We start from the raw sequence: 16086 nt of genomic DNA on the forward strand, positions 1-16086 counted from the left end.
GCCTGCCGGCACAAGGAGAGGAGAGCGCCATGGGAACCGCGGCCTGCCCGGCAAGACGGTTGGAACTGGGTTTTGAGGAAGAACCCAACGAATTGCTGCGCGGCGTCACCAACGACCGCTCCGGCGGGGTGGTGAAATCCAGCCTGCGCGTGCTGTCGGTGCTGGAATACTTCCAGGCCAATCCGCGGCCGGCCCGCACGACGGAAATCAGCCGCGCGCTCGCCATCCCCAATTCCAGTGCCGACGACATCCTCAAGACCCTGGTGCGGACCGGGTACCTTGCATTCGAGCCACGGCAGAAAGTCTACCTGCCCTCCTACCGGATCGTTACGCTCGCTCGGCGCCTCGAAAGCACCTTCTTCGGCGGCACGGCGGTCTCCGATCTTATGGAGGAGGTTCATCGCTGCACCGGCCACACGGTGTGGCTGTGCATGGAAAACGATCGCTGGGTGCAATGCTCGGCAATCATTCCCGGTTCTGATTTTCACGCCGGCATCCATGTCGAGGGCTTTACCGACTACGACTGGACGACTGCCGCAGGCCTGGCGCTTCTGTCGGGCAAGCCGCAGGAGGTGGTGGTGGAGATTGCCAAGCGCATGTTCCGCACCGAGCCGCCGGCCAGGCGCACGGCCAGTGTAACCACGCTCCTCGACAAGGTGAGACTGGCTCGAAAACAAGGCTATGCCACCTCCCGCGGCTTCTCTGGGGAAGGCGTGACCGCTGTGGCGGCACCCTTCCAGTCCAAGGTCATGCGTGTTTCGGTTGCCGTCGGTCTGGTCAGTCCCGATCCGGAGGAGAGCCCGGGCACCCTTGCCCTCGGCAACACGCTCCGCCAGATCGCGGCACGGCACCAGCGGCTTTCAGAGCTGCAGCGGGCCAATGACGACCTGCCTATTTCGCCGGAGTGGGAATTCCCGCCGCAGCTATGAAACCCTGGTCAACGACCCGGTCTTCGGGCATCAACTCGGTGTAGGAAAGCACTTCGGGGATGAGGGCGTAGGTCTTCTGCAAGCGCGCCGCGAGATCTGCCGGCATGTAAAGATTGGGGTCGAAGCTCAGCGAGACGCCCTTTTTGAGCGTTTCCTCGGGCAGTTGCAGTTCCTCGACCATGATCTTCATGATCTCGGAGTTCTGGTGGTAGTCGCCCTTCAGGTAGTTGCGCGTCGTACGAACCAGCGCCCGCATCACCGCCTCGCCGACGTCGCGTCGCTCCTTGAGCAGGCGCGGCCCGAAGCTCCACGAACCGGCCGACATCTCCGGTCCCTGCACGAATGCCAGCGACACCTTGGAGGTATCGGCCTTCTGCCAGATCGAGTCGATCAAATAGCCGAAGTTAACGGCGCCGTTCTCGAGGGCGACCAGGATGTCAGGCGACGCCATGGTCTGGAACTTCACGTCCTTGAGGGAAAGCCCAACCTTTTCCAGTTCCGTCTGCAGGAAATAGGAGGCCGTCGAACCAAGGCCGATGGCGCTGGCGATGGTCTGATCCTTGAACAGGTCGACGGTAAACTTGCGGCCGTTGAGAAAGGCGTTGTTGGCCCAGATGCCCTGCTTCTGCTGGGGTGACTGGACAAACAGCGGTGCAACCACGCGGATGTCGGCACCACCGGCGATGGCGTTGAAGACGGCCGCACTTGGCTGGCCGCCAAGCACATCGGCGCGCCTGGTCGCCAGGAGCACGATGCCGTCGCTCGACTTGGCGAAGGTGTATTCGATATCGATGTTTTCCTTGTCGAACTCGCCCATACGGTCGGCCAGGATCATCGGAAGGTAGGCCTCGACTTTCGCGGTCATGGCGACCGTCACTTTTTCGCGCTGCGGCAGCGGCTTTGGCGCGTCGGAACCTTGAGCGCGGGCGCCCAGGCTCATGCCAGCCACTGCGGCCGCAACCGCCAACGTCTTCCATAGAGATTTCATAACTTCCTCCCTGTTGCTCTTCCTGCCGCCGGCCCTCCACCGGACGGCAAATTTTTCGTCAGTCGGCGTCGTAGACCAGCTTCCAGTTCGACCCCGCAAGTTGCCGGACGCGCGGACCGCCAAAGTGGAACGCCGGGTCTCCCGGCGGTTCAGCAAACGAAATGACGGCCGTATCGGGCGCCGGCGGCAGTGCTGCCCAGATGCGTCTCCCGGCGGTATCGATGTCGACGCGGTTGGAAATATTGTGCTTGAGGCTGGCGACACGCGGGTAAATTTCGGGGTCGACCTCGGCGGCGGCACGCAGGGCCGGCGTATCGACGCCGCCGGGCCTCACGGCCACCACCCATGGCCCGGTTCCGCCGCGGCTCTGACGCTCGCGTGCGACCACCTCGACCCAGTGCTCGATCGCGACCTTGGACGCACAATAGGTGGCGAGCCCCTCGAGCGCCGCGACAGCCGCGCCCGACGACAGCATGGCCAGGCCCGCCTCGTAAGCTGGACGACAGGCATCGAGGAAGGCCTCGGCCAGCACGAAGGGAGCGGCGAGATTGGCCAGAACGCCCTTTTCATACTTGGCCGAAGCCACCTTGCCGACCATCCCGATCGCCTCGGAATAGTAGGCGTTGTGGATGAAGATCGCGCGCTCGCCGCGGAAAGCCGCCAGCTCGCGGATGAAATGGCCGCGGACGCGATCCCATGAAGAGGGATCCGCCAGGTCGAACTGCAGCGTCTCGAAATCCGGATGCTTGCGGCGCGACAGATTGATGACGCGAGCGTTGCCAAAGGGAACGTTGCGGGCAAGACCAAGGCCGATGCCCTGGGTCGCCCCACTGATCCAGACGAGAGTGTCGTGCATCTCTTCTCCCCTTGACCTCAGTTGCGCAACACGACGGCCGAGGTCGGACCCAGGTCGCTCGAACTGACGAAGCAACAGTCGGCGTTCGCGACCTGGCCGGTCGAGGCGCCACGCATTTGCTTGACACCCTCGGTGATCATGTTGAAGCCATGCAGATAGACCTCCGACAGGCTGCCGCCGCCGGTGTTGACAGGCAGCCGGCCGCCAAGCGCAATGCCGCCATCCTCGGTGAAGGCAGCCCCCTCGCCGCAGCCGCAGAAACCGTAACCCTCGAGCGTGAAGAACACTTCCGGCGTAAAGGCATCGTAGAATTGCGCGACCTTTATGTCGGATGGTCGAATGTCGCTCTGCCGCCACAGCGACTTGGCGCAGGTTGCTGCCTGCGAGCGCATCGGATCGGCCGTGAAGTAATTGGCCAGGATGGCGCTGCCGCCATCGAAGCCCTGCGCCGCCGCATGAATGTAGACGGGCCGGTCGCGGCAGTCCCTGGCGCGGTCCGCCGCGGTGACGACGAACGCAATGGCGCCGTCGGTCTCCAGGCAGCAGTCGAAAAGGCACAATGGCTCACTGATCCAACGCGCCGCGAAATAGTCCTCTCGGCTCATCGACCTAGAATACATGAAGGCGTTGGGATTGCGGTTGGCATGGCTGCGAAACGCCAATGCGACATTGGCCAGGTGATCACGGGTCGCACCGAATTCGTGCATGTAGCGCGTGTACATGACGCCCACTTCGTCGACCGGGCGAATGATGCCCCAGGGTCGCAACCAGGTGTCCCGGCTTCCCTGAATACGCTGGTCGAGCTGCGCCCAGACGCGGCTGGCCCTGCCGCTGCGCTTGCGCGAGCGCCAGCCGACCACGACCTTGGCCTGGCCGGTGGCGACGGCCATCGCCGCATGTCCGACGGTGCCGCAGCCGCCATGCCCGCCAGCCGGCATCTGCGAATAGTAGGTCACCTCTCGCATGCCGAGGTCGCGCGCGATGTCGTGCTGGAAGACATTCTCCATGTTCAGCGAACAGAGTCCGTCGACTTCCGCAGGCGCAATGCCGGCGTCGTCGAGGGCGGCCTTGATCGCGATGCAGGCAAGCTGCTCCTCGCTTTCGGACATCGCCTTTCCAAAGGCAGTCTCGCCAATGCCGACGATCGCCGTGCGGTCCTTGAGGGAAACGATGTCGCTCATGGCCTGATGTCCTCGGAAGCGCGCGGCATCCAGCGCGGCAAGGTGATGTCGTCCGAGACGGTGACAAAGGTAACGTCGACTGGCAGACCAATGCGGATCGTCGACGCGGCGACGCTGTTGATGGCAGCGTCCGGCCCGGCAACCAGGCTGCCGACCATGCGGATGTGCGGATGGTCGTCGAGCTCGACCACAATCATTGAATATGGCACCAGATCCTGGAACCCCGGAAGGGTCGGACCATGCGCCACGCCGTATGACCAGATGGTGCCGCGACCGGCTGCGTCGACCCATTCGGTCTCGGGGTGAGCGCAGGCAGCGCAGAACGGATGCGGCGGAAACTGACTGCGGCCGCAAGCCTTGCAGCACTGCACGACGAGACGCTTCTGCCGTGTGGCCTGCCAGAACACCATTGTGTCGGGATCGTCACCGTAAGGCAGCGGAATAGCGTTCATGATCGTGCCTCGCTCTTGGCTTGGGGGCGCACATCCATCGCCTCGAGCACCGGCTCGCCCGCCAGCGCCACCTGAACGTCAACCTGCCGGGCGCATCCGGGACAATAGAAATGGCGGATTCGGAATCGCTCGCTGCCGGGATAACGATCGGTGATCGCGGAGCGTTCGCCCGCGGGGGCCTCATGGAGAACGAGGCTGCTGTAAAGGCGTTCGCCGAGCCCGCAGAGACGGCAGCCGCAAGACGCGCAGGCGACCTGTTCGCCATTGGCGGTTTCGACCGCCCGGAAATGGCTGGAGAGCCGTCGTCCACCAACAGCGCCGCCCCCCCGGTACGGCTCACGCTCGCCAATCCTGGTGCTGCGCCGCGCCTTGCGTTCGGCGTCGGTGGCTTGTCGATCGACCAGGACCCGTTCATCATCGCGCCGCATGACCACACCGAAATCGCGTAGCGCACCCTCCGTGCTGACCAGGCCATCGAGCACATCGGCCAACACGGCCGCGGTATCGCGCTCGAGCGGGTCGCCAAAGCCGCCGCCACCCTGTGAAGACGTGACAAGCATATGTCCGGGATGGAGCTGCGTACGCGCGTCAGGGAGGCGGATTTCGACGACATCGGCCAGGTCCGGCCAGCCCATCGCATGATCGACGGGGACATCACCGCTCATGATCGCAAAACCGCTCGGAGATCCTGGCTCGCCACCTGCCAGCCCCATCGTCGCCGGATGCTGCAGACCCTGCGCCATCGACAGCAGCGCGATGGAACGATCCGTCCGGTGCGGGCGATAGGCATGCATTGCACCAACCCCGCCGCGGCGCATCCCCGGCCCGCCCGTGTCGGCAAGTTCAAGCCGCGTCAGATAGAGAACCGGATAATAGGCCTCGTTGGTCTCGATGTTCGACGGCGTCGCGCCCGGCGAGGTTGCCGTTCCCGAAGTATCGCATCCATCAGTGTCAACGGTGGCGCCACCGCCACCGCTGAGCTCGTCGAGGAACAGCGTGGTGAACGGGCGGCCGTCAAGCCGATGGCCCGAGATCGACATGCCACCGGCGCCCGATGACTGTGAAGACGCCATGGCCATGTGTGCGTGCTTTTCAGATCCGTCGAGCAGGCGGGCAAGACAGGCACTGACGCAGTTACGGATCGCCTGGGCCGAGGTACCCGTGCTCATGGCGACGCCGGCTGGCCACTCGGCATCGACAACCGAGGCCTTGCGGGTGCGGATGTCGATCGTGCGCCAGATGGCGCCGGGCATCCATGGCAAGCCCTGGCAGATGTGGACGAGCACCGCCGCCATGGTGAAGTTGGCCAGCGTCGGATAGGTGGAGTTGACTGCACCGGGCGCCTGGTCATCGCTTGCCGTGAAGTCGAAGGTCAGCCTGTCGGCCGACTTAGCCATGGCCAGTCTCACCGCATAGACCTGATTGGGCATATAGTCGGCGCCCCTGCGCTGCTCGTGCTGGATGAAGGAATTTTCGCGCCAGATGCCATCCGGCAACTCCTTGAGGCGGCGGCGGAAGGCTGCCTCGGTCGAGGCCAGCAGCGTGTCCATCGCCTCGACCAGCCCGTTCGCACCATAGACAGCGCATAGCTCGAGCAACTGGCGCTCCGACGCACGGTTCGCGGCAATCTGGCCGAGCAGGTCGAGCGCGTTCAATTCGGGTGTACGAGTGCGGGCGAGATAGTCGCGTTCGATGTCACGCCGGATCCGGCCGCTCTCGACGATCTTGACCGGCGGAATCGGTATCGCCTCGTCGAAGATCGAGCGGGCGGCATAGTTGAAGCCGCCGCTGACCGGACCGCCGACATCCGGCTCGTGCACGGTCGAACCTGCCCAGGCGATCAGCCGTCCGTCGTGGAAAATCGGCGCCACCAAGGTCACGTCAGGCTGGTGGAGCGTCCCGAGATAGGGGTCGTTGGTGAGGAATTGGTCGCCCGGCCCGATGCCCGGGTTCTCACCGTAACGATCGAGGATGTCACGGACGATCAGGTTGAGCGAAGTCGACTGCACCAGAATGAACTTGCTGCAGGAGACGACGGTGCCGTCGGCGGTCATGATCGCCGTATTAAAATCGCTCGCCTCGGACGCGATCTGCGATCCGGAGACCCGCACCAGCGTCTCGCCTGCGTCGGCGTTTATCGCCTCCATTCTGTGGCGAATGATTTCCAGTTCGATCGGACCGATGGTCATGCAAGTTCCTCGATGCTCGGCTGCGCCGGAGCCTTGCCGTGGCGCAACACCGCTATAGTCAGGTTGCCGTCCGCGTCGGTTGCGGCTGTCTGATCGGGATGGATCACCGCCGTCGTCTGCTCGGATTCGATGAAGGCCGGTCCCGCGATCTCCGCGCCCTCGCCAAGGTCGTCCCAGAGATAGACAGGCGTTTCCTGTTCGCGGCCATGGAACCAGGCGTTGCGGCTGCGTACCGGCTGCGGCACGCCCCGGCGTGGGGCCTTTGCGGCTTCGGGCATGGAAATCGGCATACGCGCCTCGACTACGATTGCCGCGAGTTCGATGGTGCTGCCGGCATGAGCAGCACCACGGCCGACGATCTGCTCGTAGCGCGCCCGGAAAGCCGCTTCAGCGACGGCGATCTCCGCCGGCCCAAGGCACGCGCCCGGTACGTCGATATCGATCCGATGCAGCTGGCGGGAGAATTTCAGGCCGACCTTGCGCCGGATGTCGACTGCCTTCGAAAAGCCCGCCTCCCCCAGCCCGTCGAATTCGCCGCGGGCGCGCTGCTCCAGCCGGTCGAAAGCCTCGATCTCAATGTCGCAGAAGTCACGCAATGACCTGGCCGGCAGCTCGATTTCGCAGGCTGTCCGCATGTCGCTGGCAGCAGCGCCCCAAGCGGAAAACTCCGGTGCCAGGCGTGGAATGACGATCGACTTGACGCCAATCTCGGCGGCATAGCGCCCGACATGCTGAGGTGCTGCCCCACCGTAAGCGTAGAGGACGAAGTTGCGCGGATCGTAACCGCGCTGGACGCTGGCCCGGCGGACGAGATCAGCCATCTGCGCATTCGCCACGCGCAGGATACCTTCAGCCGCCGCCTCGATCTCCATTCCGAGGTGTTCGGCGAGCGCCAAAATCGCCGCCTGTGCAGCCCCGCGGTCAAGGTGCAAAGCACCACCAAGGCGGTCGAGATAACCGAGCACGACGGCAGCGTCGGTGACCGTAGGCTGCGTCCCGCCACGACCATAGCAGGCAGGGCCCGGCATGGAGCCGGCGCTTTGCGGACCTACCCGCAACACGCCCAGCTCGGCATCGACATAGGCAATGCTGCCGCCGCCGGTGCCGATCGATGCAAGGTCGATGACAGGGACGGCAAGGCTGTGGCGGTCTATGCGCGGCCGCGTTGCATTGGGCAATGTGCCGCCAACGACGAGACCGACATCAAAGCTGGTGCCACCGACATCCGTTGCCAGCACATCGGCATGCCCGAGCCGTGCGCCCACCTGGCGCGCGGCCATGATGCCACCGACTGGTCCCGATTGCAGGAGATGCACCGGCGCGTCGCGCAGCGACTTTGCGCGCCGTACGCCGCCGCCCATCGTCACGATGAGGAAAAGGCCGACAAACCCCTCCGCACGCAGCGCTTCTTCAAGCGAGGCAAGGTAATCTCCAACCAGCGGCGCGACATAGGCGTTCATCGCAACGGTCGCCGTTCGCTCATATTCGCCGATGCGGGGCGCAAGCTCGCTCGATAGGGTCACATGCAGGCCAGGCGCCTCCTCCGCTACGAGGTCGGCGAGACGGCGTTCGTGCACGGCATTGACCGGCGACCACATCAGCGCAATTCCGATCGCCTCGGCACCGCGCGAGACGAGCTGCCGGATCGCGCGGCGTGCCTGCTGCTCATCCAGCGGCTGGACGATCCTGCCGTCGACATCGATGCGCTCGTCGACGCCGACGATGCGGCGACGCGACACGAGCAGATCTGGCTTTCGCCATTTGAGGGCGTTGATGCTGTCCTCATCGGGCAGGCCGTGCACCTTGTTCGAGCGCGCCATGGGCAAGGTCGATTCGAAGCCGGCGGTCACGAGCAGGCCGACACGGGCGCCGCTGCCGGTCAGCAAGGCGTTGAGGCCAACCGTGGTCCCATGAGACAGGATGTCGGTCGTCTCGAGAATGTCGCGCAAGTTCCTGCCAAGCGATCTCGCTGCTACACCTAGAGAGGCGATCACACCCTCCATCAGGCGGCCATGCGTCGTCAGCGACTTGCCGACTCCGATGCGTCCATCATCGGCAAGGATGACCGTGTCGGTGAAGGTGCCGCCCGTATCGATGCCAACGATCTGCATGAGCAATCTCGCAAGTCTCTCTAAGCGCGCAGTCCATCGTCCGGCGAACGCAACGCATCCACCGCCCGAGGCTGCTCCAGTCGCCGTGACCCGGCGCGGTATTGAAACGATATCGCGGGGCGCGGATTTCACCGCACTACGCCCGCCGTCCGGCGCGGCGACGAGGCCCCGCTTGGACCAGGCGATTAGGCGTCGAACCATCCGGCCTGTCAAACGTAAGCGGTGGTTTTCCGGCTATCCGGAAAATCCACAGAAGCGATTGTTTCGACATGGATTGCCAGCCTAGCCTTCCGTCCGCGAACGCCCCTCAGGCGCGCCGAACGCACTTGCTCACGGAGCGACAGATGAACTCATTGCGCACAACCGACGTCGAAGGTGCCGTGGCAGTTACCGGCCCGACCCCGGCCAAGATCGAGGTGCGCGGGGTGCGTAAGCGCTACGACGCTAATGGCAATGTCGAGGCCCTGTCAGGTGTCGATCTGACGGTACGAAGCGGCGAGTTCGTCTGCCTTGTCGGCCCCTCTGGCTGCGGCAAGTCAACTGTTCTCAGGATGGTTGCCGGGCTGCACAAGCCGAGCGAGGGCGAGATATTGGTCCATGCAAGCGGCGCCCGCGCGGTGCCGACAGCCATGGTGTTCCAGAGCTATAATGTGTTTCCGTGGAAGACGATCCGGGCCAATGTCCGCTTCGGCCTGGAAATGACGGGCATGGCCAGCGCCGAAGCTGACGAGCGCGCTATTTTGTGGCTGCGAAAGATGGGCCTCGGCGACTTCGCCAATGCTTACCCGCCGGCACTTTCTGGTGGAATGCTGCAACGGGTCGCAATCGCCCGCGCCATGGCAGTCGAGCCGGAGATCTTGCTGATGGACGAACCGTTCGCCGCCCTCGACGCACAGCATCGGCGTATCCTGCAGGACGAGTTGCTGACGCTCTGGCAGGAGGACAGGCGCACGGTGGTCTTCGTCACCCACAGCCTGGAGGAGGCCCTGCTGCTCGGCGACAGGGTTGTGGTGATGTCGGCGCGACCTGGGCATGTCATTGCCGAGTTCGAGGTGCCGTTCGCGCGGCCACGTACGCCCGACATTCGCGGCGAGCCGGCATTCGCCCGGCTCGAACAGGAAATCTGGAACCTGCTGCGCGAGCAGGTCGGTAGGCACGCCGGTTAGAACCGATCGACGCGGAGGAGGCGACGAGATGGAACGGACAATAACGATCAAGCCGGGCGAGGCAGAACGGGACCCGCGTGGCTACGCAAGCAAGGCAAACAGGCAGGAGACTGCGCTCGCCGTGGCAACCCCGATCATCTTCTTCATCCTGTGGGAGATCTTTGCCCGGGCGGGCGTGCTCGACGTCAGGTTCTTTCCTGCACCCAGCGCCATTTTCATGTCGGCTGTCGAGATGGCCCGGAGCGGAATGCTGCAGCAGGACGTTCTGGCCAGCGCGCTGCGCGTGCTTGCCGGCTTTGCCATCGGTGTCATCAGCGGCCTGGGAGCAGCATTGCTGCTTGGCCTGTCGCGGCTGATGCGTGCGGCGCTGGAGCCGTTTCTCACCGCGCTCTACACAGTTCCCAAACTGGCGCTCCTGCCGCTGCTGCTGCTGATCTTCGGGCTTGGCGAATTGCCCAGCGTGCTGCTGGTCGGCATGACAGTGTTCTTTCTTGTCTGGATTCAGTGCATGGAAGCGGTACTTGCCATCCCTGAGAATTACCGCGAGGCGGCCCGCTCCTTTGGCGCCAAGGGTTGGGCCATGTTTCGCCATGTCACCTGGCCGGCCCTGCTGCCACAACTCTTCATCTCGATGCGCATCGCAATCGGTACCGCGGTTCTGGTGATCGTCGGCGTAGAGTTTGTCCAGGCAAGCCAGGGGATCGGCTACCGCATCTGGCACTCATGGTCATTGTTCCAGGCCAATCGCATGTATGTCGGCATCTGCACCGTCGCTCTCATGGGTTTCCTGTTCAGCACCCTGGTTCGCTGGCTGGGTCGGCTGATGCTGCCTTGGACCGCGTCCACGACCAAGAGCGCGCGCTGACAAAGCTCCGCAGTGTCGCGCCCGCATGAACCCCCGAACGCTCCAGCAGAGGTGCGGTATGAACGCACGGGTCTACATTCATGAATACGTCGACATCATCGGCGCCAACCGAGCCAACTACTTCAGGCACATGACCACGGACTGGGGCAAACATTGCGCTGAGCGCAATCAGAAATGCTTTGGTATCTGGGGCACGCTCGGCAGCTCCGGCCGGTGGCCGCAGGTCGTCAATCTGTGGGAATATCACGACTGGGACGGCCTCGCCGCCAGTTTTGCGCACGAAACTGCCTCCGACACCATGCAGGACAAAGCCCTCGAGGCTTGGTGGCTTACGGCCCAGAACTACCGAAGCGGCGGTTTCGACCGATTGCTGATTGCCGCTCCCTACTCGCCAGACATCGAGCAACTCTGTACCGAAGGCACTGTGGTTGGAGCAAAGGTGTTCCTGCACGAGATCGTCAGCGTAAGGCCGGGCCTTGCGCAGGACTATCTTCGACTGATCTCCGAACATTGGCTTGAGAAGGCAGCGAGACTCGGCCTTCATTTGGTTGGCGCCTTTCGAACTGCCATGCGCAACGATTCAGAGGTTGTCCTGATCTGGGCGATGCAGGAGTGGAGCGACTGGGCTCGCTTGAGCATGGCTGAGAGCGGAGAACCATTCCGGAGCTGGCACATCAGGACGGCAGACGTTGTGCTCGACTGTGTCGGACATCTCCTATGCTCGGCGCCGGCCTCGCCGCTCAAGACGGGTTTCCAGCCCTAGTTCGGAAACAGGCACCCGTGACGTCAGGCCAGCAGCGCGACTTGGAGTTACGGCGGCCGTCGTGAAAGTCTTGAAACCCAGCATCGGTCGCACCCGCCGCTTGATGCGGCGGTGATCCTGCTCAATCCGGTTGTTGAGGTATCGGCTCTTGCGGATCCGGATCGCCTTCAACGCCTGCCGCGATCGTTCCCGCGGGGAAGCGCAACAAGCTCGTGCACTTATAACCACCAATGAGCAGAAAACCGCACGCCGTGTCGGCTAGTAATAATGACTGATAATCTTGCATTATCGTTCATAAAGTGATCTGCTGCCGAAATGGCCTCTAATGTCGAGCAGAATTGTCGGATGAGCAGAATTGATGAGACTCAAGGGCCTGGGCGGGACTCTCGCGCATGATTATGAGATTCCCCGAGCATGATTATGAGACTGGGTGAATCGGAATTGTGAGACTGGCCGCCTCTTTCCGGCAAAAGGGTCGCGATGCGCGTCATTCTGAGCGTCGCGAAGCCGCCTGAACCGTCCGTAGATACGCCGGCGCAACTTCAGCGGCCACGCCCGCAATGTTTCGCGCAACCGTTCCTCGCCTTCCGGGTCGCTCGCCAGCAACACCGCTGCCGCGTAACCAGCCGGATCGGCGGACAGTCGCCCCAAGCCGACGGCAAGCGCATAGTTCTGCAGGAGAGAGCCGTGCGCCAGCGCGAACAGGCCACGCGGAACCGGCTTGGCCAGGATGGGTGCAACGCGATCATACTCCGGCACGATGACCAGAAGCGCCTGGCGCGCGATCGGACGCGTCAGAAACGCGTGATTGGCCCGACGTGCCTCCAGCGAAAGAACGGGCTGTTCATCGAGCGACGGCGGCGAAGGTTTGCGATGCCGCGTCGTCAGGAAATCCAGCAGCGCCTCGATTGACGGGGCTCCCTCATCCCTCCCCCGTGTCCAGTCCGCCATCCGCAGCGCACTGGCGCGCGCGTAGCGGTCGAGAGCCATCAATTGCGGTTTTGACATCAGGGTCTGCAGACTTCCGCCTCCCTTGAAGCGAAACCGCATTTGATGCTCGCCGCACCACAAATTCCAGGGGAGCGCGGCCGTCTTTCGGTTAACGCCCGCACGACAGTGCGGGCAGACATAGCGATTGCTGGTCGCGATCATCAGCCGTGCATGCGGTCCGATCCCGGCAAAGGTCAGTGCCCGCAAGGCATCCAGACTGATGCCGGTGCGGCGGGCCAGCAAAGCCCCCTCCCCTGCCCCAAGCCGCCATTCCAGCTCGCCGATCCTGCGGCCGCTCAAGCCGCAGTGCTCCAAAAACGCGTCGATCGGCATGGCGTAGAGACGCGCCAGCCGATGCATCCACGAGGACAACCGTTCGTCCTTTTCCGGCCTCGGCACGACCGGCAACCGCGTCAATGTCGGCGCGGTGATCACACCGGTTCTCCCAGCAGTGCAAGAATGTTGCGCTTGTCGGCGACATCATGGGCGACGATCCGCTCTTCGCCGCTTTCGATCGCGGCAGCGGCGAGCATGCCCATCAGCGAGAAGATCCCGGCGGTGATGCCGCCGGTCGTCTCGACCAAGCGCTTCAGCATCGGCTCAGAAATCTCGCTCGGCCGGCGCAGCGGCAAGGTACGCTGCAGGCTGCCGATCAGGCCGCCAAAATCCGCGTCGTTCTGCCAGGGCGGCAGCGCGAAGGCTTCGAAACGGCGCACCAGCTGATCGTCGGTGCGCAGCGCGTTGCGCGCCTGCTGGGTGCCGACGCAGACGAGCGAAATCCTGAGCTCGTTGCCGAGAAAGCGCAGCATGTTCAAAAACCGCGTCTGCTCGCGCACCGAGCCGGCCTGCAGGCTGTGCACCTCGTCGATGACCAGCAGCCCGGGGCGGATTTCTGAAAGCAGGCGCAAGGTCAGGTTTTCCAGGACTGACAGCGTTGCGCGCGGCGGTTCGGGCGCGCCGATCGCCGCCAGCAACCGCTTGTAGAACCGCGCCTCGTCGGGCCCCGACACCATCTGCACGACGATCACCGGCATGTGCATGCATCCGGTCACCGCGTCGAAACTGGAGGGATGATCTCGCGAGAACTTTTCCACGATCATGGTCTTGCCCATGCCGCTGGCGCCGACAATGAGCAGATTAGGCATGCGGGCGCGCTGCGGGAAGACGATCAGCTCCTCGAGTTTTTGCAGCGCCTGTTCGGCGCGCGGATAGTTGATCCAGCGGTCGGCGCGGATCCTGCGGATGCGTTCCTCTGCGCTGAGCGCGGCGACCTGTCGGCTGGCGGGAAACAGATGCTCGAAATCCTCAGTCATCCCATTCCTCCACCGCGAAATAGGGTAGCTGCAGGGGTCTGTCGTCGCCGATCGGGGCGATCTCCGGCGTGATGTCGATCATCGTCGCGGTAAGGTGCTCGCGCCGTGCAAGATCCCTTCGCATCGCCTTGGTCGTGCGCGTCGCTTCGTCGACCAGAGCGCGCTGGGCGAGGATCGTAGAAAAAATGAGATCCTCGTCGAGGGCCTTGCGCCCTTCTGCCCGCAACGCACGACGCGCCGCCTGGTGCTCCCACAAGGCGATCGCCGGACGGGTGCGGTCGGCTGGCCGCACATCCAGATACGCCTCCCCTGTCGCCACGAACACGCAAGACAGGTCGCGTGGATCATATTTGATGGGCAATCGCCGCGGATTTGGGCCCATTAGCCAGCGCAACTCATCCGACCAGTAGCGGATATGGAACAGATGCAGCCCGTCGCGCTGCAGCGTGCGCTCCTCGAACGGCAGGAAATCGATCAGGAATTGCCGTGGATCGGACGGCATCCGCACCGTGTCCTCGACGATCCGGGTTCGCCAGGCCGTTGCCGGCGGCAGATCGAGGGTCTTGTGGATGCGTGCATGGTAGGACCCAACGATTTCCAGCGCGAGGTAGGTTTCAAGTTCGCGCAGCGTCATCACCGCCTCGGCTTCCGGGTTGAGATCGCCGCGTTCGCGAATGTTGGAGAAATGCGAGCCGGGAATGAGATGCACCGCCCCCATCATCGTGCCGATCAACCGTTCGATATGGCCGCCGAAGCGCGGCGTGCCGGGTGGGCGGTAGGTTAGGTCGATGCGGTGCTCGGCGCAGGCGCGCTCGAAGGCCCGCGCATGGAATTCGGCGCCGTTGTCGACATGAATGGTCCTGGGAATGCCATGCGCGGCCCAGTCGGCCGCGATGCCGCGCGAAGCCAGCCAGCCAGTCTTGTCCATCACCGTATGGGTCAGGCACAGCGCCACGACCGTGAGAGACGGCGCTTCCAGCGACAGATAGTACCCCATGACCATCCGAGTGTTGACGTCGATGGCCAGCGTCAGCGTCGGCCTGCCGATCGGCAACCGCGTCACCGGATCGACCACGGTGACGTCGACCTTGGTGTGGTCGATCTGCACGATGTGGAGCGGTGCTGTGGCCTCCAGTCCGCCCGGCGTCGCCAGGAAAACCGGCTCGGATCTTTTGGCACCTTCGCGGCGACGCAGGAGGTCAGCCTGATCATGCATGGCAAGCCAGCGCCCGAGCCGGCGAATGGAGGGCGGTTGCAATCCCGCCATTCGGCAATCCGCCGCCACCTCGCGCTGAAAGCGCGTCCGTGTGGGCTTTCGCCGAGTGGCATAGAGTTTCTGGAAATGCTTTTCGACAATGGCGAGCACTGTCGGCTCCAGCGGCTGCATGCCCGCATCCGGGCCGCGTCGACGCGGCAACAGCGCGCTTGTGCGGTCATCCTTGCGGAACTGCTTCAGCCAGCGAAACAGCGTTGCCCGGCTGATCCCGAGCGCAGCCATCGCATCGCCGACATCCACGTCGCCTGGTCGCGACGGCATTTTCGACAGGATCTCCGCCCGCCGCCGGGCTTCGGCCCATCTCTCGGGATCGGCGTCGTCATGATCCACGGGGCAACCTCGCGTCTGGCCGAAGCTGGTCTGACAAACGCCGACTCACCTTCGAGGTCAGTCTCAATAACCCCGAATCGATTGCAGAATTACGTCATCGACAAGGCAGCTCCGCCGAAGGCTCATGACCCGGAAGCTATCCAGCGCCTATTGCAGGATCTGCAACCCGTGCTTCCGGACAATGGCCAGCAGCTTCAGGGCCATGCCGCTCGGCCGCTTGGCGCCGGTTTCCCACTTCTGCACCGTCGATTCCGACGTGTTCAAATAGCGCGCGAACACCGGCTGGCTTACGTGGTGGCTCTCGCGCAGCGTCTTGATCTCATCGGGTTCGAGGTTCGGCGTCGTCAGACAGCTTTCGTCAAAACTGCGCATCGTCGCCTTGTCGATCGTTCCGACTTTGTACATTGCGTTGGCCGAGCTATGGATAGCCTCGAAGGCATCGCTCTTGAACCTCGGTTTAGTTGCCATAATGACCTCCAATTCTACGACGTTTACATGCCCGGTGTCGGGATCCGTGGACAGCTTCGCCGGTTGGCTGCAATCTGGTCTCACAAATTCCGACTCAGTTTTATCGCCAGTCTCAATAACCCCGATTCAGTCTCACAATGGCGTCACGGACAAACCATTGACAACAAACAATCCGGAGTCTCATGAAACCCGGCAATCCGACAAGAATC

General features: G+C 63.5%; 14 protein-coding genes and 1 pseudogene. 4 read left to right on the forward strand and 11 right to left on the reverse strand.

Features of this window, described 5'->3' with window-relative positions; translation table 11 throughout:
- Nucleotides 1–29: 29 nt before the first annotated feature.
- The gene (locus tag B015_RS0128595; RefSeq protein WP_198292924.1) at nucleotides 30–929 is read left to right on the forward strand and encodes a helix-turn-helix domain-containing protein; all 900 of its coding nucleotides are present in this window, start codon (nucleotides 30–32) and stop codon (nucleotides 927–929) included.
- Here the strand turns inward: B015_RS0128595 and B015_RS0128600 are convergent.
- The 6 genes from B015_RS0128600 to B015_RS31845 are packed head-to-tail and all read right to left on the reverse strand — an operon-like array spanning nucleotide 892 to nucleotide 8706.
- Complete coding sequence (locus B015_RS0128600; protein WP_157632952.1) at nucleotides 892–1917, reverse strand: ABC transporter substrate-binding protein; 1026 nt, start codon at nucleotides 1915–1917, stop codon at nucleotides 892–894. The two genes, B015_RS0128595 and B015_RS0128600, sit on opposite strands and share 38 nt — an antisense overlap.
- A gap of 58 nt (nucleotides 1918–1975) precedes the next feature.
- Entirely contained in the window at nucleotides 1976–2773 is a 798-nt protein-coding gene (locus B015_RS31840; protein WP_018431203.1) for an SDR family NAD(P)-dependent oxidoreductase, read from the reverse strand.
- Between the two features lie 17 nt (nucleotides 2774–2790).
- Nucleotides 2791–3954 carry a hypothetical protein gene (locus B015_RS0128610; protein WP_018431204.1) on the reverse strand — a complete coding sequence of 388 codons (1164 nt, stop codon included), beginning with the start codon at nucleotides 3952–3954 and terminating at the stop codon, nucleotides 2791–2793.
- Nucleotides 3951–4406 (reverse strand): OB-fold domain-containing protein, encoded by a 456-nt coding sequence (locus B015_RS0128615; protein ID WP_081623597.1) that lies wholly within the window; start codon nucleotides 4404–4406, stop codon nucleotides 3951–3953. Before B015_RS0128615 ends, B015_RS0128610 begins: the two co-directional genes overlap by 4 nt.
- A complete protein-coding gene (locus B015_RS0128620; RefSeq protein ID WP_018431206.1) occupies nucleotides 4403–6595 on the reverse strand; it encodes a hydantoinase B/oxoprolinase family protein in 2193 nt (730 codons plus the stop codon). Before B015_RS0128620 ends, B015_RS0128615 begins: the two co-directional genes overlap by 4 nt.
- Nucleotides 6592–8706, reverse strand: coding sequence for a hydantoinase/oxoprolinase family protein (locus tag B015_RS31845; protein ID WP_018431207.1), 2115 nt, complete (start codon nucleotides 8704–8706; stop codon nucleotides 6592–6594). The genes B015_RS0128620 and B015_RS31845 overlap by 4 nt, the downstream gene beginning before the upstream one ends.
- Before the next feature lie 344 nt (nucleotides 8707–9050).
- Here B015_RS31845 and B015_RS0128630 point away from each other — a divergent pair, with 344 nt between their 5' ends.
- From B015_RS0128630 to B015_RS31855, 3 genes are read left to right on the forward strand one after another with little or no spacing between them, the layout of a single operon-like run.
- Nucleotides 9051–9872, forward strand: coding sequence for an ABC transporter ATP-binding protein (locus tag B015_RS0128630; RefSeq protein ID WP_018431208.1), 822 nt, complete (start codon nucleotides 9051–9053; stop codon nucleotides 9870–9872).
- A gap of 28 nt (nucleotides 9873–9900) precedes the next feature.
- Nucleotides 9901–10737 (forward strand): ABC transporter permease, encoded by an 837-nt coding sequence (locus B015_RS31850; RefSeq protein WP_040457422.1) that lies wholly within the window; start codon nucleotides 9901–9903, stop codon nucleotides 10735–10737.
- Between the two features lie 58 nt (nucleotides 10738–10795).
- Nucleotides 10796–11500, forward strand: a complete 705-nt coding sequence (locus tag B015_RS31855) for a hypothetical protein (protein ID WP_040457457.1) — start codon at nucleotides 10796–10798, stop codon at nucleotides 11498–11500.
- A 54-nt stretch (nucleotides 11501–11554) separates the two neighbouring features.
- Here B015_RS31855 and B015_RS32870 read toward each other — a convergent pair.
- The 5 genes and pseudogenes from B015_RS32870 to B015_RS0128660 all read right to left on the reverse strand — a co-directional run.
- Nucleotides 11555–11668: pseudogene (locus tag B015_RS32870) on the reverse strand (DDE-type integrase/transposase/recombinase); the annotation flags it as partial.
- A gap of 228 nt (nucleotides 11669–11896) precedes the next feature.
- Complete coding sequence (locus tag B015_RS0128645; RefSeq protein WP_018431028.1) at nucleotides 11897–12925, reverse strand: TniQ family protein; 1029 nt, start codon at nucleotides 12923–12925, stop codon at nucleotides 11897–11899.
- Entirely contained in the window at nucleotides 12922–13803 is an 882-nt protein-coding gene (locus tag B015_RS0128650; protein ID WP_018431027.1) for a TniB family NTP-binding protein, read from the reverse strand. Before B015_RS0128650 ends, B015_RS0128645 begins: the two co-directional genes overlap by 4 nt.
- Nucleotides 13796–15409, reverse strand: coding sequence for a Mu transposase C-terminal domain-containing protein (locus B015_RS0128655; protein WP_018431026.1), 1614 nt, complete (start codon nucleotides 15407–15409; stop codon nucleotides 13796–13798). The genes B015_RS0128650 and B015_RS0128655 overlap by 8 nt, the downstream gene beginning before the upstream one ends.
- Before the next feature lie 147 nt (nucleotides 15410–15556).
- A complete protein-coding gene (locus B015_RS0128660; RefSeq protein WP_026227817.1) occupies nucleotides 15557–15877 on the reverse strand; it encodes a DNA-binding transcriptional regulator in 321 nt (106 codons plus the stop codon).
- Between the last annotated feature and the right edge of the window lie 209 nt (nucleotides 15878–16086).

Origin of the sequence: Hoeflea sp. 108 (assembly GCF_000372965.1) — a bacterium.
GTDB lineage: Bacteria > Pseudomonadota > Alphaproteobacteria > Rhizobiales > Rhizobiaceae > Aminobacter.